The sequence below is a fragment of the Paenibacillus faecis genome (assembly GCF_008084145.1).
Taxonomy (GTDB): Bacteria; Bacillota; Bacilli; order Paenibacillales; family Paenibacillaceae; genus Fontibacillus; species Fontibacillus faecis.
This window is the reverse complement of the sequence record NZ_VSDO01000001.1, coordinates 1,149,904-1,169,409: the sequence shown is the minus strand read 5'-3', so window position 1 is coordinate 1,169,409 and position 19,506 is coordinate 1,149,904. Positions and strand designations below refer to the sequence as shown.

The following is a 19,506-nucleotide window of genomic DNA, read 5'->3' as shown; positions in this document are numbered from 1 at the left end:
CTACTATACCACGGAGATTGGGGTCGAGTACAAGCAAGCAGCGCCCTGAGACCTTAGCTAACTAATACGTTCTCCCGACTTCTAGAGTTGCCTCCGCATCATGCTATACCCCTCTTTTTTGCGCATGGCGTTATAATGGTAAGTATGGACCGGAACGGAGCGCATCATGTAAGGATTGCCAGTCCGGATGCGGGCCGGCGTGTTGCCCATTGCGGCTCGGCCCGGTAAACTAAACTTATGGAAGAAATACGTCCTGTTCAAAGGATCAAGGAGTTTATGTTATGAATACGCAAACCTCCCGTTTGGAACAAGCGCAGCAGCTGCTGCAAAAATATTACGGGTACCCCGATTTTCGCGAAGGCCAGCGGAAAATCGTCGCCAGTGTCCTGGAAGGGACCGACACGCTGGGAATTATGCCGACCGGAGGCGGGAAATCGATCTGTTACCAGATCCCCGCTTTGCTGCTGCCGGGGCTGACCCTGGTGGTGTCCCCGCTGATCTCGCTGATGAAGGACCAGGTGGACGCGCTGGTCACGATGGGGATCCCGGCCGCTTACATCAACAGTTCCTTGTCCGGGAAAGAAGTGAACGACCGCATTCGCGCGGCCAAACGCGGCGAAATAAAGCTGCTGTACGTGGCGCCGGAACGCCTCGAGCTCGATTGGTTCCGCGAGGAAATGAGCGCCCTGACGATCTCCTGCGTCGCCGTCGATGAGGCGCACTGCGTCTCGCAGTGGGGGCATGACTTCCGGACGAGCTATCTCGCGGTATCGCCATTTGTCAACGGCCTGCCGCGGCGGCCGATTCTCGCCGCCTTCACGGCGACCGCAACGCCCCAAGTCATGGACGATATGATCCGCCTTCTGAAGCTGGATCAACCGTCCGTGTTCGTGACGGGGCTCGGCCGGGACAATCTGGCCATGTCGGTGCTGCGCGGCGAGAACAAGCGCGAATTCATTATGAATTACGCGGAAACTCACGGGCATCAGCCAGGCATCATTTATGCGGCGACCCGCAAAGAGGTCGACGATCTATACAACCGTCTGCGGGAGAACGGAATTCCCGCGGGACGCTACCATGCCGGCCTGTCCGACCGGGAACGCGAGGAAAGCCAGGAGGCGTTCCTTTACGACGATATCCGGGTCATGGTCGCCACCAACGCTTTCGGCATGGGGATCGACAAGTCGAATGTCCGTTGGGTCATCCATTACAATATGCCGAAGAATATGGAGGCCTATGTCCAGGAAGCGGGGCGTGCCGGCCGGGACGGCGAGCCGAGCGAATGCATTCTGCTGTTCAGCCCGCAAGACATCATGACGCAGAAGTTTTTGATCGAGCAAAATCCGCAGGACGAGGACCGGAAACGCAACGAGTACCGCAAGCTCCAGCAAATGGTGGAGTACTGTTATTCCACCAGCTGTCTGCGTTTTGCCATGCTCGATTATTTCGGCGAAGTTCACGACCGCAAGCCTTGCGGCATCTGCAGCTCCTGCCGGGACGAGCGCGAGCTGGTCGACCTTACAGTGGACGCGCAGATCGTATTTTCCTGCATTCACCGGATGCGGGAGCGCTTCGGCGTTTCGCTCGTATCGTCGGTGCTGAAAGGTTCGCAGAACAAAAAGGTGCTGCAATATCGGTTTGATCAATTGCCCACTTACGGCATGATGCGCCGCAAAACGGAGCGGGAGATCTCCGAGCTGATCAACCTGTTTATCGCCGAGGGGTATTTGGCGCTGTCGGAAGGGCAGTACCCGGTGGTCCGGCTTCAGCCCCTGGCCGCCGACGTGCTCCGCGGTCAGCACCAGGTGATGATGCGCGCGCCGGAGCCGACTGCGGCGAAGGGCCAGAAGACGGGCGGCTCCCGGCGCCGCGGTTCGGGTTACGACGACGGGCCGTCGGCCGTCAATGAAACGGTCTTTGAGCAGTTGCGCCTGATCCGCCGGGATTTGGCGGAGAAGGAGCGGGTGCCCTCCTACATTATTTTCAACGATGCGACTTTGCGTGAAATGAGCCTGGTTTGCCCGACTAGGGAAGAGGAGATGCTGAAAATCAAGGGTGTCGGTGAAGTGAAATTTCGTAAATACGGCGCGCCGTTTCTGGAATTTTTTCAAAATATGGAATAGGGTTGTGAGCGATGAAAGTCATCTTAGCTACGTTAAACGCCAAATATATTCACACCTCGCTGGCGATCCGGCTCCTGAAGGCCTACAGCGGTAACCGGTTCGATATCGACCTGGCCGAGTACACGATTAAGGATCCGGTCCTGAATATCGTATCGGATTTGTACCAGAAGCGCCCGGACGTGGTCGGATTCTCGTGTTACATTTGGAATATCGAAGAGACGATCAAGGTGGTGGAGCTGCTCCGCAAAGTGCTGCCGGATACCGCGATCGTGCTCGGCGGACCGGAAGTGTCCTATGATACGGAATATTGGATGCGGCGGATCCCCAGCGTCGATTTTATCGTAATGGGCGACGGCGAGGAGACGTTCCACCATCTCCTGGAGGAGCTGGCGGGCGACCGGAAGTTCCACTTCGTGTTCGGCGCGGCTTACCGGAAGGACGGGGAAATCCGGCTCAATCCGCCGCGGCCGAAATCGGATCTGAACACGCTGCCGTCCCCGCACCGCTTTCCCGAGGACATTCCGCATCTGGGCAAGCGGATCGTGTATTTCGAGACCAGCCGGGGCTGTCCGTTCAGCTGTCAATTTTGCCTGTCCAGCATTGAGGTGGGGGTTCGCTATTATGATATCGAGCGCGTCAAGTCGGACATTTTGTATCTGATTTCCCACGGAGCGAAGACGATCAAGTTTCTGGACCGTACATTTAACATTAACCGCAGCTATGCGATGGAGATGTTCGAGTTTCTTATTCAAAACCACGGCGGATGCGTCTTTCAGTTCGAAATCACGGCGGACATTATGCGGCCAGAGGTCCTGGATTATTTGGCCGAAAACGCCCCGCCGGGGATTTTCCGCTTTGAAATCGGGGTCCAATCGACGAACGATCCGACGAACGAGCTCGTTAAACGCCGTCAAAATTTCACCAAACTGAAGCGTACGGTGACAAAAATCAAAGAGAGCGGCAAAATCGACCAGCATCTCGATCTGATCGCCGGACTCCCGGAAGAAGATTACGCGACGTTCCGCAAAACGTTCAATGACGTCTTCGCCATGCGGCCGGAGGAGCTGCAGCTCGGTTTTCTCAAGATGCTGCGCGGCACGGGGCTGCGGAACGACGCCGTCAAGTACAATTACATTTATATGGACCATGCGCCTTACGAAATTTTGGGCAACGACATTTTGCCCTTTTCCGATATCGTCCGGTTGAAGCGGCTCGAGGATGTGCTGGAGAAATACTGGAACGATCACCGGATGGACCATACGATGGAGTATCTGATTACCTCGGAGTTTGACTCTCCGTTCGATTTTTTCCAGGAGTTCGGCGACTTCTGGGAAAGCCGGGGATGGCAGCGCATCGGCCATCAACTGGAGGACCTGTTTACGCGGCTGCATGAATTTTTGGGCTGCCGGGGGATGAAGGAGCCGGAAATCGTGCTGGGCTTGATGAAGCTGGATTATTATTTGCAGCATAAATACAAACCGCGGAAAATCTGGTGGGAAGACCGGCTGGACAAGGACCGCCGGACCGCGATTTTCAAACGGCTCGCCGAACGTCCGCAGAGCGTTTCCGCCGCGTTTGCCGCTCACGGGTTTAACGAACGGGAACTTCAGAAGAACGCGGTCGTGGACGAGCTGCCTTTTTCACTGCAGGCCGTACTGGACGGGACGCAAGATTCCCCGGAGGGACAGGGCGGTTCCCTGCTGATCGTGGTCTACCAGCAGGAGCCGGCAGCGGACAAACCGCTGTTTTACACAGCGCCGTTACAGCTGTCCCCGGCTCAACGTTGAAAGGAGCGATAGTCCCATGTTCACCATTTTGATTGTGGAAGACGATCCGAAAATTACCGCGATGCTTTCCGCTCAAATCGAGAAGTACGGGTATCGCGCCGAACAGGTATCCGATTTCAGCCGGGTGCTGGAACGGTTTACGGAAAGCGGGGCGGATCTGGTCATGCTGGATGTGAATTTGCCGAACTTCGACGGATTTTATTGGTGCCGGCAAATCCGCTCCGTATCGACCTGTCCGATTCTGTTCATCTCCGCCCGGGACAGCGGGATGGACCAGATCATGGCGCTTGAGAACGGGGCGGATGACTACATCACCAAGCCCTTTTCATATGAAGTGGTGATGGCTAAAATCCGCAGCCACCTGCGGAGAGCCTACGGCACTTATGCCGCAAAACAAGAGGAACGAACCGTGGGCGGCGCCGGGCTGCTGCTGTACCCCGAACGGTTTACGGTCACGCGGGGAGATCAGGCGGTCGTGCTCACCCAGAAGGAAGCGGTCCTGCTTGAAGCGTTGATGGAGCGGGTGGGACGGGTCGTCACCCGGGAAAAACTGCTCGATCTGATGTGGCAGGACCATCATTTTATCGATGACAACACGCTGAACGTGTATGTGACGCGGATCCGGAAGAAGCTGAAAGAGCTGGGGCTGGAGGATGCCGTCGAGACGGTCAGGGGAGCGGGATACATGCTGCTGCCTTCCGTGGCGGGAGAAGCATGAGGCTTTTCTGGAAAGAACAGATTCCGCTTCTGCTCTTTTTGATCCCGCAGATGGTTCTGGTTCCTTTTCTGTATTGGCTTGCCGGGAGCCGGGAACTCGACATCGCGGTGTACGCGCTCCTGCTAAGCGTTACTTGTCTTCTGTTGTACTTGGGATACCAATACTTTAGCCGCCGCGAAGTATACCGCAAGCTTACGATTCCGCCCGGGAAACTGGAGGAGCTGATAGACCCTTCCGGCGAAACGCCGCTGGCCCTGGCGCTGGATTCCCGGATGGAGGCCGGTTACCGCCTGTTCCAGGAGGAATTGTACAAGTACCGCAGCCAGATGGAGACCAATACGGCGTTCACCAACCGTTGGGTCCATCAGATGAAAACGCCCTTATCCGTCATTCAACTCACCTTGGAAAATGAAAAAGAAGCGCTGCCCGAAAGCGTGCGCGAAAGCATTCAGGAAGAGCTGGACCGGCTGCGCGGCGGACTGGAGATGGCGCTGTACACGTCCCGGCTGGAACGGTTCGAAAGCGACTTCCGGGTGGATCGCGTCTCTTTGCGGGATGCCGTTAACCGTACGGTGGCGGCCCATCGGAGGCTGTTTATCCGGAAAGGGGTCTATCCGGTGATCGAAATCGGGGAAGAGGTCCAGGTGTATTCCGACGAGAAGTGGCTGGAATTCATCCTGGGGCAGATTGCGGTCAACGCCGTTAACTATTCGGCCGGCAAAGGGAACAAGGTGGAATTTACCGCCATGCGGCGGGGCAAAAAAGTGGTGTTGGAAATTGCCGATCATGGCGTGGGGATCCGAAAGGAAGATCTGCGCCGCGTCTTCGACCCTTATTTTACGGGAGAACAGGGCAGACAGTACCGGGAATCGACCGGGATGGGGCTTTACCTCGTCCGGGAGGTTTGCCGCCGTTTGGACCACAAAGTGGAGCTGGAGTCCACATGGGGAGAAGGGACTACGGTCAGGTTGATCTTTACCGCGGATCGGAAGTTGTAGCTGCAGATGCTGCCGTTGAGAAACGGGGCATCTTTTTTTTGCGAACAGAACCTTACAAATCGTTAAGACAGGGTTAAGAAAAATCGATGGCCCGAGCCGGAGGGATTGGATAAAGTAAAAACAAGGCTAGATGAAATGCCGCCCCCCGTACGCGTTGGGGGTGAGTGAAAGGAGAGAGTACTATGGATTTATTGCAAGTACGGGGCCTCGGCAAGGTGTATCCGGGCAAAATCGTAACGCGGGCCCTGCACGACATCCATTTGACGATTGAACAAGGGGAGTTTGTCGGAATTATGGGGCCCTCCGGCAGCGGAAAAACCACGTTGCTGAATCTGGTTTCGACGATCGACGCGCCCAGTACGGGAGAGGTGCTGATCAACGGCAAAAATCCGTTTGCGTTAAAAAGAAAAGAACTCGCAGCCTTCCGGCGCAGGGAGCTGGGGTTTGTGTTTCAGGATTTTAATCTGCTGGATACGTTGACGGTGGCGGAAAATATCGTGTTGCCGCTGACGCTTGACCGGAGGCCGCTCCGGGAGATGGAGAAGAAGCTGGAAAGAATCGCGGACAAGCTGGGGATTCGGGATATTCTCGGCAAAAGAATTTATGAGATTTCCGGAGGCCAGCGGCAGCGGGCCGCGATCGCCCGGGCTATGATCCCCGGCCCCTCGCTGCTGCTCGCGGACGAACCGACCGGCTCGCTCGATTCCAATGCCTCGCGGGCCGTTATGGAGCTGCTTGAAGGCATCAACCGGAGCGAGGGCACGACCATGATGCTGGTGAGCCATGATCCTTTGGCCGCAAGCTACTGTGACCGGGTGGTATTTATAAAGGACGGCATGCTGTCGAGCGAGATTCACCGGGGGGACAGCAGGCAGGCTTTCTTCCAGAAGATCATTGAAATGTTGTCCTTTTTGGGAGGGAACGCCCATGAGCTTTCTTCAATTCGCGTTTAACAATGTAGGGCGAAATGCGCGGGCCTATATCGCTTATTTTTTGAGCAGCGCCTTTATGGTGATGATTTTTTTCACATACGCGATGTTCATCTTCCACCCCGGCATCACCGGCTCGGAAATGGGGAGGATGACGCGGGTCGGCATGCAGGTCGCCGAATATATCATTTTCGTCTTCTCTTTTTTGTTCGTGCTTTACTCGATCAGCAGCTTTTTGAAGGCGCGGAGCAAGGAATTCGGCATTTTGACGATCCTGGGAGCGACTTCGGGAACGATTAACCGGCTGATTTTTCTGGAGAACATGATCATCGGTTTGTTGTCCGTTATTGTCGGGCTTGCCAGCGGCATGCTGTTGTCCAAGCTGTTTCTGCTGCTGGGCGCCAGCGTGACGGGGATGAACGGCCTTCCCTTTTATATGCCCTGGAAAGCGATGATCTTTACGACGGTGGCGTTCCTGCTGCTGTTTCTGTTTTTATCGGTGTTTACGCTGATATTTATACGTAAAAATCGGGTGCTCGAGCTCCTGAGCGGAAGCAGTAAACCGAAAAAAGAGCCCAAAACTTCCTGGCTGCTCGCATTGTTGGGCGTCGGCCTGCTTGCGGCTTCCGTAATGCTGCTGCAGCGCGGATCCAAAATCGGCGAGAAGGAGGTGATGCTCGCCGCGGTGACGGGAGTCGGAGGGACTTATTTTTTCTACACGCAAGTTGCGGTGTTTCTGATTAAGGTGGCTAAACGAAGCAAACGGATGCTATGGCGGGGCACGAATCTCATCTGGGTTTCGGAGATGGCGTATAAAATCAAGGATAACGCGAGGATGCTGTTCATGGTCACCGTCGCCACTTCCTTGGCCTGTATGAGCGTCGGGGTCATTTTATCGATCAATACCCAGATTGCCAAATTGTACGCCGGCGATCCCTTTGCGATAAATCTTAGCGTATACAACGAATCCGATCTGAAGAAAGACCTGGGATGGATTGAAGGTCAACTGAACAAAGAGGACATCCCGTATGAAACGGTTCGCACGGAGACGATTCAATCCTCTGTTTCGGGCGGAAATTGGGTGTACGTAGAGCTGGCTTCCTTGACGAATTACAACAAGTTGGCCGAGAAAGCCGGCGCAGCCCCGCTGGATCAGGAAATTCCGCAAGATCAAGGCGTGCTGCTGTATTCGGCGGACGATCCTCCGAAGGATTTATTGGGGCTGGAAGGGGAGACCGTCTCCCTGGAATCGCCGCTGTCCCATACGTTTAAGATTTCGGAAAAACGGCCGGCACGGCTCTTTGGCGCAGGCGGCGGCAAATCGCTGATTGTGCTGAACGATGCGGCTTATGATAAATTAAAACGGCAAATCCCTGAGGATGAGAGCGGGTGGCTCTCTTCCGACGTCCGCTTCCTGATTAAGGCATGGGATCGCCAGGGCGTACCCTCCCTGCAGGATCCGGAGGTCGCCATGACGGTCCGCTTGGTGGCGGAGAACAGGGAGAGATTGGATGACGGAGAGACGAAAAACTATCTGTCCGCCCGGGGAGACTCGTACGCGAACACCAAACAAGGGTTGTCCATGTTCATTTTCGTCGGCGTGTTTATCGCGGCCATTTTCTCCATCTCGTCGGCCAGTTTCCTGTATTTCAAGCTGTACAGCGAACTGAATCAGGACCGCCGGATGTATCATTCCCTTTCGAAAATCGGGCTGGCCGACCGCGAAATGAAGTTCGCGTCCGGTTTGCAGATCGCTCTGCTGTTTTTTGTGCCGATTCTGATTTCGGGCATCCAGACGATGGTGGTTCTGTCGCTGCTCGGCAGCGCCTTTAATTTAGGCGAAGTCACCGTTCCCGTGCTGGTGTCGACCGGTACCTTCCTGGCGGCTCAAGCCCTCTATTACGCGGTGGTCCGGTCCCGGTACATGATTCAACTCAAGCGTGTGATGGTTTAGTTTTTTGAAAAATCAGGGCCTGTGCCCAACTTGGAGGGAAGGCCCAGTCAAGCGCCGGGATACCGAATAGAATAGGGTGTACTTTAAACCAAAGGAGGAATCCATGTGAGCGGTGTTGGCGGTAATGTTGGAGGATACGGCGGCGGATATCCGGGGGGCATTTGGACATCTACCGGTGTGATTTTGGTATTGTTCATTCTGCTCGTCATCGTATCCAGAGCTTTCGTAGTATAAGCTAAGTTGAATAATCCCGCTTTGCCGTCAGGCATGGCGGGATTTCCTCTTTTCTGGGTCTTTGTGCCGGATGTCTTTACGGTTAATGACAGCGCGTTGATTTGCGTAGTAAACTATTTAAAGGTTAAGATTTTGTCATAGGTTGTATATATATGTCTATAAACAAGATGTCGGGAGAGGATCGAGGATGTCGAATCAGGATCAGCAGCAATCTCCGCCGCCCCGCGACGGGATCGACGCCGGCGAATTGCTGAATGCATTGGTAGCGATGAAAAAGGGAGACTTTACCTTCCGGATGCCTTACGACAAAACCGGTATCGCCGGAAAAGTGGCGGACACCTTTAACGAAATTATGGACATGCAGGAGAACCTTGCGGGCGAAATTCGAACGGTCGCCCAGGTCGTCGGCAAGGAAGGCAAGCTTTCCCGAAGATTCCAACATAAAAATACCGGCGGCGGCTGGGAAGTTATCGTAGAGTCGTTGAACGGTCTGGTCAGCGATCTTGTCCAGCCCACGACGGAAGTCGCCCGGGTGATCAACGCGGTCGCCCAGGGGGATTTGACCCAGAAAGTCGAAGTCGAATTCGAGGGCAGACCTTTGACCGGCGAGTATTTGCGGATGGCCAACAATATCAATATGATGGTCAATCAGCTCGGTACGTTCGCTTCGGAGGTGACCCGGGTCGCCCGGGAGGTCGGTACCGAGGGCAAGCTGGGCGGCCAGGCCGATGTGAAAGGCGTCTCGGGCACTTGGAAAGACTTGACTGACAGCGTTAATAATATGGCCGCGAATCTGACCGACCAGGTGCGCAATATCGCCGCGGTGACGACCGCCGTCGCCAACGGCGATTTGACGAAGCAGATTACGGTCAACGCGAAGGGCGAAATTCTGGAGCTCAAGGATACGATCAACACGATGGTGGACCAGCTCTCCATGTTTGCTTCGGAGGTGACCCGGGTGGCCCGGGAGGTCGGAACCGAGGGCAAGCTGGGCGGCCAGGCCGAAGTGAAGGGCGTCTCGGGAACGTGGAAGGATTTGACGGAAAGCGTCAACGACATGGCTTCGAACCTGACCGATCAGGTGCGCAACATCGCCGTCGTGACGACCGCCGTGGCCAACGGGGACCTGTCGAAGAAGATTACGGCCAACGTTCAGGGCGAGATTCTGGAACTGAAAAACACGATCAACACGATGGTGGATCAGTTGTCCACCTTTGCCTCCGAGGTCACGCGGGTGGCGCTGGAGGTCGGGACCGAAGGGATTCTCGGCGGGCAGGCCGAGGTGACCGGGGTGGCCGGGACGTGGCGGGATTTGACGGAAAGCGTCAATTATATGGCGTCCAATTTGACGAATCAGGTACGGAATATCGCGGAAGTCACGACCGCCGTCGCCAAAGGCGACTTATCCAAGCATATTACGGTGAATGCGAAGGGCGAGATCCTGGAGCTGAAAAATACGATCAACACCATGGTGGATCAGTTGTCTACCTTTGCTTCCGAGGTCACGCGGGTGGCCCGCGAGGTGGGAACGCTCGGCATTCTCGGCGGACAGGCCCAGGTTCGCGGCGTGGCCGGGACGTGGCGGGATTTGACGGAAAGCGTCAATTACATGGCCTCCAATTTAACGAACCAGGTACGGAACATCGCCGTCGTGACGACGGCGGTCGCCAACGGGGATCTGTCGAAGAAGATCACGGCCGACGTGCAGGGAGAAATTTTGGAGCTGAAAAATACGATCAACACGATGGTGGATCAACTGTCGACCTTTGCCTCCGAAGTGACCCGCGTGGCGCTGGAGGTCGGGACCGAAGGCCGGCTCGGCGGCCAGGCCGAGGTGAAGGGCGTAGGCGGCACGTGGAAGGATTTGACCGAGGGCGTCAACAATATGGCGCGAAATTTGACCGATCAGGTGCGCGGCATCGCGGAGGTTACGACCGCGGTGGCGAAGGGCGATCTGTCGAAGAAGATTACCGTCGATGCGAAAGGCGAGATCTTGGAGCTGAAGAACACCATGAACACGATGGTGGATCAGCTCAGCCTGTTCGCTTCCGAGGTGACGCGCGTCGCCCGCGAGGTGGGAACGGAAGGCAAGCTCGGGGCCCAAGCGGACGTGAAGGATGTGTCCGGGACCTGGAAAGACCTAACCGATACCGTAAACACGATGACCAGCAACCTGACGATCCAGATGCGCAATATCGCCGGTGTCACGACGGCGGTCGCGAATGGCGACTTGTCGAAGAAGATCACCGTCGATGTCAAAGGCGAATTGTTGGAACTGAAGAACACGATCAACACGATGGTGGATCAACTGAACTCCTTCGCCTCCGAAGTGACGCGGGTGGCCCGCGAAGTCGGCACGGACGGCAAGCTCGGCGGACAAGCGCAGGTTAACGGCGTCGGCGGGATATGGAAGGATCTGACCGACAACGTGAATATTATGGCCGCCAACCTGACGGATCAGGTCCGCGGCATCGCGAAGGTCGTCACGGCGGTGGCGAACGGCAATCTGGAGAAGAAGCTGACGGTGGAAGCGAAGGGTGAAATCGCGGAATTGACGGACACGATCAACAACATGATCGATACGCTGGCGACTTTCGCCGATCAGGTCACCACGGTGGCCCGCGAGGTGGGAGCGGAAGGCAAGCTCGGCGGCCAGGCGAACGTTCCGGGAGCGGCCGGGACGTGGCGGGATCTGACGGATAACGTTAACTACATGGCGAGCACGCTGACCTCGCAGGTCCGCGCCATCACCACCGTCGCCACCGCGGTGACAAAGGGAGATTTGTCCCGCAGCATCGATGTCGCCGCGGCCGGCGAAGTGGCCGTATTGAAGGATAACGTAAATGAAATGATCCGTAATCTCAAAGAGACGACCCGGATCAACACCGAGCAGGATTGGCTCAAGACGAATTTGGCCAAGTTCTCCCGTCTGCTGCAGGGCCAGCGTGATTTGTACGCGGTCTCCCGCATGATTTTGTCGGAGCTGGCTCCGCTTGTTTCCATGCAGCATGGAGTGATGTACATCAACGAGCAGATCGGCGGCGAGCCGACCTTGGTGCTGTTCGCCAGCTACGCTTACCAGCAGCGGAAGCATTTGTCCAATCAATTCAAGGCGGGCGAAGGGCTTGTCGGCCAATGCCTGATCGAGAAGCAGCGCATCCTGCTGACGAATGTGCCCGAGGATTACGTCGTGATCTCGTCGGGTCTCGGCGAGGCGGCTCCGTTGAATATCGTGCTGCTCCCGATCATTTTTGAGGATCAGGTGCTTGCGGTCCTGGAGCTTGCCAGTTTCCGCCGGTTTACCGCGATCGACCTCGACTTCCTTGACCAGTTGACGGAATCGATCGGCATCGTGATCAACACGATGCAGGCGAACCGCCGGACCGAAGAACTGCTTATGCAATCCCAATCCTTGACGGAGGAACTGCAGAACCAGCAGTTGGAACTGCAGAAAACGAACGAGGAGCTGGAGGAAAAAGCCCGGCTGCTCGTACTGCAGAAAGCCGAGGTCGAAAGCAAAAACAACGAGGTCGAAATCGCGAAACGCGTGCTGGAGGAGAAGGCGGAGCAGTTGGCCTTAACATCCCGCTATAAATCCGAATTTTTGGCCAATATGTCCCATGAACTGCGCACGCCGCTGAACTCCCTTCTTCTCCTGGCCGAGCAACTGGCGGAAAATCCCGACCGGAATCTGACGGATTCCCAAGTGAAATTCGCCCAGACGATCCAGGACGCGGGGACGGAGCTGCTGGAGCTCATCAATGACATTCTCGACCTGTCGAAGATCGAGTCGGGCACGGTGACCGCGGATTACAACGAGATTAAGCTGAAGGAAATCAAAGGAAGCCTGGAGCGAACCTTCCTCCATATGGCGGAACAGAAGCAGCTGGACTTCGCGGTCAAGCTGGACCGGAATCTTCCGGAAAGCCTGGTGACCGATCCGAAACGGCTGCAGCAAGTGCTGAAGAACTTGCTCTCCAACGCGTTCAAATTTACGGAGAAAGGCCAGGTTTTACTGCACGTCCGCAAAGCCGAGGACGGTTGGAGCGCCGGAAACGAGAAACTGAACCGGGCGAAGGAAGTCATTTGCTTCTCCGTCAGCGATACGGGGATCGGTATCCCTGTCGACAAACAGGCGATTATTTTCGAGGCGTTTCAGCAGGCCGACGGCAGCACGAGCCGGGAATACGGAGGAACCGGCCTGGGTCTCGCGATCTCCCGGGAGATCGCGACCCTGCTCGGCGGAGAAATTACGCTGTACAGCGTCGTGAACAAAGGCAGTGTCTTTAACTTGTATCTGCCGCTGTATACGGACATTCCGGGCCATGAGCCCGAGGAAGACGCCGAGACGGTCTCGGAGCCCGCTTCGGCCGCGCGTTATGTCCCGGAAGTCATCGACGTCTCGCCGCGAGAACCGAAGCGGTCCGGCGTGACGAAGGAAGAACGGGTGATCCGGGATGACCGGGATTCGATTCAGCCGGGGGATTCCGTATTTTTGATCGTGGAAGATGATGTGAAGTTTAACGAAATTCTTCTCGATGTGCTGCATAAAAAAGGGATCAAGGGAATTATCACCACCCGGGGAACCGGGGCTTTGGAGCTTGCCCAGAAGTATCGGCCGGATGCCATCACGCTGGATTTGCGGTTGAAGGATATGGATGGCTGGCTCATCATCGACCAGTTGAAAAACGATCTCAGCGTACGGCATATCCCGATTTGCGTTATTACGGTAGAGGACGATGAGATCGAGCTGCGGCAGAAAGGCGTCTACGAATACATCCGCAAACCGGTTTCCAATGAAGAGCTGGAGTCGAAGCTGGATCAACTGCGGGAGTTCTCAAACCGGGACACCCACCGGCTGTTGATCGTCATGAGCGACGAGGCGCGCCGGAAGGAATCGGTGGAGCTGCTGGATAACAACGACCTTGAAATTGTAGCTTGCGACACCGGCCGCAAGGCGCTAAATCAGTTGAAAGCGAAGAGGTTCGACGTCATCTTGATCGACAACGACCTGGGCGGCACGGATGTGTTCGGCTTGATTTACGATATTCACAAAAATATGCAGAACAAAGCCGTGCCGATCATCCTGAACCGGCAGCGGAAGTGGACGCCGGAGCAGGAAAACCAGCTCGAGGATCTGATGAAGTCCTCCGTGATCAAGGAGGTCAAGACTCCGGTGCAGATGATGGACGAAACCAGCTTGTACCTGCACCGGAAGGCGGAGAATCTGCCGGACGAATCGCGGCAAACGCTGGTGAAGCTGCATGAATCGGACGAGATGATCAAGTCGAAGCAGGTTCTTGTCGTCGATGACGATATCCGGAATATTTTTGCGCTGACCACGATTCTGGAACGGCACAATATGAAGGTGATTCCGGCCGAGAACGGGCAGGAGGCCATTCAGATTCTGGAGAATACCCCTTCGATCGAAATCGTGCTGATGGATATTATGATGCCGATCATGGACGGCTACGAAACGACACGGGCCATCCGGCAAAAGCCGGAGTTCCGGGATCTGCCGATTATCGCGCTGACGGCCAAGGCGATGAGCGGGGACCGGGAGGCCTGCCTGGAAGCCGGGGCATCCGACTACATCACGAAGCCGGTGAACAGCGCTCAACTGCTTTCGATGATCCGGAGCTGGCTGGACCAGCCTCAGGAGGAAGAAGGCAACGCCGCACCGGAGGATGCGGAAGGGGAGTAAGGGGAAGAGGAAGAGGAAGAGGAAGAGGAAGAGGTTGGCTCGTGAGTACGGCTGTCCCGTTTGTCTTGTGAAGACGAACGGGGCAGCTTTTTTAAGTGTGGATTTAGCCCGGGCAAACAAAAAAAGATGCAAAAGTGCAGGAATTTCCGCTCATTCTCTTTAACAAAAAGCAAAAGGATGCAAAAATGCAGGAATTTCCGGACGATTCTGAGAAACGGGCGTTTGCTGCCCAAAATGCCTGCAGATTTGCAGGTATTTATGAAATGGGGTTCAAATCGGGAAAAAAACCTGCAGATTTGCAGGAATTTACGTGTGTTGTTGAGTGGGACGGTTGGAGCGAGCGCCTTACTAGCGGGTTGGAAGCAAGTGGGGGATGATTTAAAGGGTAAGGGGGTACGCTACTGCAATCGTTGGCGCTGAATCCGGCCGCATGATTTCTCCAGCGTGGCGTATACGTCGGCATGCCGTACGCGTTTACACGGCGTATGCGTTGGCGTGTGCCCTGGCATGGCGTATGCGTTGGCGTGGCATATGCCATTGAATCACGCAGAAATTTGTCAGCGGCCAGCTCCACTTTAAAGTACCGAGGAATAAGCGTCTTTAGAGGCGCTATTTTGTCGAATTTGGCTCATCGGTATGAAATAGCGGACTTTTGGGCCCTTATTTTTTAGAAAAGCGGGTCAAAACCTGATTTTGGGGCCCGCATCAGAGTAATAAGGCCCTTTTTGGCCGCTATTTTGCCCCGGGAGACGAATCGGGCGCAAATAGCGCCCCAAATGGCCGCTATGCGGTGGGTGGCTTGCGGGGGGTTAGATCCAACTCGCCGCGCCGCTTCCTGGTGCCCCCTGTCAGTCGGGATTAGGTGACTACAATCCGGTCGGATCGCCATCGCGCACAAACAAAACAAAGCGACAAACAACAGGGAAAGTTCATCCGTTATTTGTCGCCATTTGTCGCCGCTGTGGTGGCGAAACCGGTCGATTGACGAGTCAAGCCGAGCCGGCTAAATTATGCCGAAGGCAAGTGCCTTTCAAGCCAAGCGAGCGCATCCGCGGTCACCTCGTCCCGGTTGATTTCGTTAAGCATTTCATGCCGGCCTTCCGGGTACAATTTGACTTCGAGATCTTCGATCCCCAGTTTCTTGTACAGGGCGATAAGACGGCCGACGCCTTTTCCGTTCAAGCCGACCGGATCGCGGTCGCCTCCGAACACGTATACGGGTTTGTCCCTGGGGATTTTCCGCATGAGCTCCGGCCGATGAATCTCGCGAAGCAATCCGAACAGTCCTTGGAAGAATCCGGCGCTGCAGATAAATCCGCAGAGCGGATTTTCGATGAACCGGTCGACCTCCCGCTGGTCGCGGGAAAGCCAATCGAATGGCGTGCGCATCGGCAGGAAAGCGCGATTAAAGCTACCGAACGAGAGCGCGTTGAGCAGCAGACTCGGGTGCTCCTGTCCCTGGAAGACCGCCTGCCACCGGGCCAGTTGCTGGCCGAAGGAGAGCATTCCCCGCGGCCCGTTGGTTCCCGAGAGGATGAAGCCGCTGTAAAGTTCCGGGGCGGTGTACATCGTCTTTTGCGTCAAAAAAGAGCCCATGCTGTGCCCCATCAGAAACAGGGGAAGATCGGGATGATCGTTCCTGGCGCCTCTGCCGACCTCGATCATATCCCGGACCATTCCGTTCAGGCCGTCGGGTCCCGGCCAGCCGAGCTGCCCCGGGTTCGCCGCCGTCCGCCCGTGTCCCCTGTGGTCGTTGGCGTACACGGCAAAGCCCGCTTGGGTCAGCGCCTCGGCAAACCGACGGTACCGTTCCGCCGTCTCGCTCATGCCGTGAGCGATCTGCAGCACGCCCCGGAGGCGAACGGAGGGGGCAGGGGTCCAAAGGTAGACGAACACCTGATGCCCCGCGTCATTGCCGAAGGTAAAGGTTTGCTGTTGCATTGGGTAGCACTTCCTTTAATGGAGTGATGGCTCAAAAAACTCGATTCGTTCCCCGTCCGGCCCGTTGAAAAAGAAGAACCGGCTGCCGTTAGGCAGAGAGCGGATTTCCGGGTCCAGCCCGGACAAGCCGAGGCGTGAAATCCGGGCGTATTCCTCTTCGATGTTCGCCACCGTAAAGGCGATATGATGGACTCTGCCTTCCCGTGGAAGCTCTTCCCCGTCACGGACATAAATCAGCTCCAACTCCACCGATTCCTGCCCCGGAAAGGTCAGAAAGGCCAGCCTCAGCGCTTCTCCGACCTCGCCGACAGTATGCAGGTGCCTGAGGCCGATCACGCGGACGTAAAATTCAATGGAATCTTCCAGGGCCGTAACCCGAATCCCAACATGCTCGATTTTTTTTACTGACATCGGAATCCCCCTATTGTTGTTGTTTTTTTTCGACGGCGATCAAATACGGAGCGGCCGGCTTCTGCGGCTGCCGGTACACGATCGCTTGCGCCGCCGCCTGCGGCAGGGCGGCCGCCCAGGATTCCACCGCCGCCGCTTCCTCATCGCCTCCCGCATGTCCCGGATATAACACGGCGGTCAGAATGCCTCGCGGCCGCAGCAGCCGGAGTGCCGCATCCAGAGCATGCAAAGTGCTGCTCGTCTGGGTAATGAGGGACGGATCCGCCCCCGCGGCGGGCAGAAAGCCCAAGTTGAACATGACGGCGCCCAGCTTGCCGCAAATATCGCCGGGCAGCGCCTGGGCCATCTCCGCGTGACTTTGCTGGAGCAAGGTCACCGCCGGAAGCAAGGCCGGCTCTTCCTTGAGCAGCCTGGCTTGCGTCAGGGCCAGGGCCTCGGCCTGGATATCGAAGGCGAATATCCGCCCGCGCGGGCCGCAGACCCTGGCGAGAAACAGCGTATCCGCCCCCGTTCCGGCCGTGGCGTCCACGGCGGCGTCGCCGGGCTGCAGCCGCTCGCCGACGAGTTTATGCGCAAAACTCAGCACCGAGAGAAATCCCATGACTATCCCCTCCAGTATTTTCCCTGCCAGGTGTCCCGGCGTTTCAGTTCATCGTCGATTCCGTTCAGGACTTCCCACTTGTTAAGGCTCCACATCGGCCCGATCAGCAAATCGCGCGGGGCATCGCCGGTAAGGCGGTGCACGATCATCTCGGGAGGCAAGAATTCGAGCGTATCGACGATAAGCTTGATATACTCGTCCTTTTCCAAAAAGCGCAGCAACCCGGCTTCATACTGTTTGACCATCGGGGTTTTGCGCATCAGATGAAGCAGGTGAATTTTGATGCCTTGCACATCCATATTCGCCACGGCGCGTCCGGTCTCAAGCATCATTTCGTGCGTTTCCTGCGGCAGCCCGTAAATAATGTGGGTGCAGACCCGGATATTGCGCCTGCGGAGCTTCTCCACGGCCTCCAGATAGCATTGCGTATCGTGCGCGCGGTTAATCAGTTCGGACGTGGATTCATGCACCGTTTGCAGGCCCATTTCCACCCAAAGATAGGTCCGTTCGTTCAACTCGGCCAAATAATCGACCACATCATCGGGAAGACAGTCGGGGCGCGTCGCGATCGACAAGCCTACAACCCCCGGCTGCTCCAGAATCGCTTCGTAATATTCCCTCAGCTCCTCGACGGGGGCGTACGTGTTCGTATAGGCCTGGAAATAGCCGATATATTTCGCGTTCGGCCACTTCAAATGCTGGCGGTCCCGAATTTTGTTGAATTGGGTCACCAGGTCGTCTCGCCGGCTTCCCGCAAAGTCGCCCGATCCCCGTGCGCTGCAGAACGTGCATCCGCCTTTGGCGATCGAACCGTCCCGGTTCGGACAAGTGAATCCGGCATCCAGCATGACTTTAAAGACCTTTTCCCCGAACTGTTTGCGCATCTCGGTGTTCCAGGTATGAAATCGTTTGTCGCCCCAAAGCATGGGGGGCGTTAATGGGGTGTTAATCATCTTTGCTCCTTTAATCCTATAAAGTCATAACGTTGTCAAAAAAATATGTTTTATGCCGTTAAATGCCCAAAATCCTTGAATTTAGCGGCTTCCCTAGCACTCATTGTATCAAAAATCATGAAAAAAAGGCATCCGGCCCGCCTTGTTTTCTTGCGATGAATTACAGATTATGTTATTTTAATTGTACCTAAACTACGTTTGGACCCCAATTCCAAAATATATCGAAGAAGGAATTCGCGAACCGTCTCCCCGGCGGTGCCGGATTCCTTTTTCATTTTTTTGCAGTGCTTCGTCATAATCCCTTTACTTTTAGATTGATCTTCGGCACAATATTTCAGTAATGGTTATAAAGCTATGGCAAAACATAAAGGCGGAGGAATGAGATGCGTTTACGCGGCAGAAAGGGAATCCGGGAGAATCTGGAGCAGCAGCAGGATCTGGTAGTTCTAAATCCCCGGGAGCATAAAGGAAAATGGTCGCAGTTGTTCGGCGATGACAGGCCTCTCCATATTGAATTGGGTATGGGCAAAGGCCAATTTGTCAGCGGGATGAGCTTCAAGCATCCGGACTGCAACTTTGTGGGCATGGATATGTATGATGAATTGATCCGCAGGGCCAGCGAAAAGGTGCGCAACATTTGGAGCGGCGAAAGCGGGGCCAATCCGCACAATGTCAGACTGGCTCTCGGCAACATAGAGTCGATTGAAGAATTTTTTGCACCGGGCGAGGTCTCGCGTATTTATTTGAATTTCAGCGACCCGTGGCCGAAGAAAAAGCATGCTCGGCGTAGGCTGACCCATCCGCGCTTCCTGGACAAATACCGCTCCTTATTGAATGAGGACGGGGAAATCCACTTTAAAACCGATTCCCGGGAGCTGTTTCAGTTTTCGCTTAATGCCTTTGCGGCTTGCGGGCTGCAGTTGAGCAACATATCGCTTAACCTGCACGGGGAAGGGATCAATGAGGAGCACGTGATGACCGAGTACGAAAGCAAGTTTGTGGGACAAGGGATGCCGATCTACCGCTGCGAAGTCAAGATAGGGGAAGCGGCTCTAGAACGTTATCACGCACATAAAATGGACGAGTTTTAATCGCCGTCCGCAAAGAAGGCCTCCGGAAATTCCGGAGGCCTTTTGCTTTTCTGCATGATGTT

General features: G+C 55.7%; 14 protein-coding genes. 10 read left to right on the top strand and 4 right to left on the bottom strand.

Translation table 11 applies throughout. The features are described 5' to 3' along the window. Positions 1-281: 281 nt before the first annotated feature. From recQ to FRY98_RS05315, 9 genes are all read left to right on the top strand, one after another. Positions 282-2,123, top strand: coding sequence for a DNA helicase RecQ (gene recQ / locus FRY98_RS05350; protein WP_148450677.1), 1,842 nt, complete (start codon positions 282-284; stop codon positions 2,121-2,123). An 11-nt stretch (positions 2,124-2,134) separates the two neighbouring features. Then, a complete protein-coding gene (locus FRY98_RS05345; protein WP_148450676.1) occupies positions 2,135-3,910 on the top strand; it encodes a B12-binding domain-containing radical SAM protein in 1,776 nt (591 codons plus the stop codon). Between the two features lie 16 nt (positions 3,911-3,926). After that, the gene (locus tag FRY98_RS05340; protein ID WP_148450675.1) at positions 3,927-4,628 is read left to right on the top strand and encodes a response regulator transcription factor; all 702 of its coding nucleotides are present in this window, start codon (positions 3,927-3,929) and stop codon (positions 4,626-4,628) included. After that, entirely contained in the window at positions 4,625-5,626 is a 1,002-nt protein-coding gene (locus FRY98_RS05335; RefSeq protein ID WP_148450674.1) for a sensor histidine kinase, read from the top strand. The genes FRY98_RS05340 and FRY98_RS05335 overlap by 4 nt, the downstream gene beginning before the upstream one ends. A 182-nt stretch (positions 5,627-5,808) precedes the next feature. Beyond that, positions 5,809-6,579, top strand: a complete 771-nt coding sequence (locus FRY98_RS05330) for an ABC transporter ATP-binding protein (protein WP_148450673.1) — start codon at positions 5,809-5,811, stop codon at positions 6,577-6,579. Further along, positions 6,554-8,509 (top strand): FtsX-like permease family protein, encoded by a 1,956-nt coding sequence (locus FRY98_RS05325; protein WP_148450672.1) that lies wholly within the window; start codon positions 6,554-6,556, stop codon positions 8,507-8,509. The genes FRY98_RS05330 and FRY98_RS05325 overlap by 26 nt, the downstream gene beginning before the upstream one ends. Before the next feature lie 105 nt (positions 8,510-8,614). Next, on the top strand, positions 8,615-8,743 hold the full coding sequence (locus tag FRY98_RS28645) for a sporulation protein YjcZ (RefSeq protein WP_225039453.1): 129 nt from the start codon (positions 8,615-8,617) through the stop codon (positions 8,741-8,743). A 187-nt stretch (positions 8,744-8,930) separates the two neighbouring features. Next, positions 8,931-14,447, top strand: coding sequence for a HAMP domain-containing protein (locus FRY98_RS05320; protein WP_148450671.1), 5,517 nt, complete (start codon positions 8,931-8,933; stop codon positions 14,445-14,447). A gap of 134 nt (positions 14,448-14,581) precedes the next feature. Further along, positions 14,582-14,824, top strand: coding sequence for a hypothetical protein (locus FRY98_RS05315; protein ID WP_148450670.1), 243 nt, complete (start codon positions 14,582-14,584; stop codon positions 14,822-14,824). 631 nt (positions 14,825-15,455) lie between these two features. On the opposite strand, the gene FRY98_RS05310 is transcribed toward FRY98_RS05315, so the two are convergent. Genes FRY98_RS05310 through mnmL form a run of 4 tightly spaced genes read right to left on the bottom strand, consistent with a single transcriptional unit; the run spans position 15,456 to position 18,350 of the window. Then, positions 15,456-16,388 carry an alpha/beta hydrolase gene (locus tag FRY98_RS05310; RefSeq protein WP_148450669.1) on the bottom strand — a complete coding sequence of 311 codons (933 nt, stop codon included), beginning with the start codon at positions 16,386-16,388 and terminating at the stop codon, positions 15,456-15,458. Between the two features lie 15 nt (positions 16,389-16,403). After that, complete coding sequence (locus FRY98_RS05305; protein ID WP_148450668.1) at positions 16,404-16,799, bottom strand: VOC family protein; 396 nt, start codon at positions 16,797-16,799, stop codon at positions 16,404-16,406. A 10-nt stretch (positions 16,800-16,809) separates the two neighbouring features. Next, positions 16,810-17,400, bottom strand: a complete 591-nt coding sequence (gene mnmM, locus FRY98_RS05300) for a tRNA 5-(aminomethyl)-2-thiouridylate-methyltransferase MnmM (RefSeq protein ID WP_148450667.1) — start codon at positions 17,398-17,400, stop codon at positions 16,810-16,812. A gap of 2 nt (positions 17,401-17,402) precedes the next feature. Further along, a complete protein-coding gene (gene mnmL / locus FRY98_RS05295) occupies positions 17,403-18,350 on the bottom strand; it encodes a tRNA modification radical SAM protein MnmL/YtqA (RefSeq protein WP_148451193.1) in 948 nt (315 codons plus the stop codon). Positions 18,351-18,736: 386 nt separating this feature from the next. Here mnmL and trmB point away from each other — a divergent pair, with 386 nt between their 5' ends. Continuing rightward, positions 18,737-19,444: a tRNA (guanosine(46)-N7)-methyltransferase TrmB gene (trmB, locus tag FRY98_RS05290; protein WP_148450666.1), complete on the top strand. Its 708-nt coding sequence runs from the start codon at positions 18,737-18,739 to the stop codon at positions 19,442-19,444. Positions 19,445-19,506 lie beyond the last annotated feature (62 nt).

Coding starts and splice junctions, on each gene's coding strand:
- FRY98_RS05305 (WP_148450668.1), bottom strand. CDS start 16,799: ATGTCAGTAAAAAAAATCGAGCATGTTGGGATTCGGGTTACGGCCCTG.
- FRY98_RS05345 (WP_148450676.1), top strand. CDS start 2,135: ATGAAAGTCATCTTAGCTACGTTAAACGCCAAATATATTCACACCTCG.
- recQ (WP_148450677.1), top strand. CDS start 282: ATGAATACGCAAACCTCCCGTTTGGAACAAGCGCAGCAGCTGCTGCAA.
- mnmM (WP_148450667.1), bottom strand. CDS start 17,400: ATGGGATTTCTCTCGGTGCTGAGTTTTGCGCATAAACTCGTCGGCGAG.
- trmB (WP_148450666.1), top strand. CDS start 18,737: ATGCGTTTACGCGGCAGAAAGGGAATCCGGGAGAATCTGGAGCAGCAG.
- FRY98_RS05330 (WP_148450673.1), top strand. CDS start 5,809: ATGGATTTATTGCAAGTACGGGGCCTCGGCAAGGTGTATCCGGGCAAA.
- FRY98_RS05325 (WP_148450672.1), top strand. CDS start 6,554: ATGAGCTTTCTTCAATTCGCGTTTAACAATGTAGGGCGAAATGCGCGG.
- FRY98_RS05320 (WP_148450671.1), top strand. CDS start 8,931: ATGTCGAATCAGGATCAGCAGCAATCTCCGCCGCCCCGCGACGGGATC.
- FRY98_RS05310 (WP_148450669.1), bottom strand. CDS start 16,388: ATGCAACAGCAAACCTTTACCTTCGGCAATGACGCGGGGCATCAGGTG.
- FRY98_RS05340 (WP_148450675.1), top strand. CDS start 3,927: ATGTTCACCATTTTGATTGTGGAAGACGATCCGAAAATTACCGCGATG.
- FRY98_RS05335 (WP_148450674.1), top strand. CDS start 4,625: ATGAGGCTTTTCTGGAAAGAACAGATTCCGCTTCTGCTCTTTTTGATC.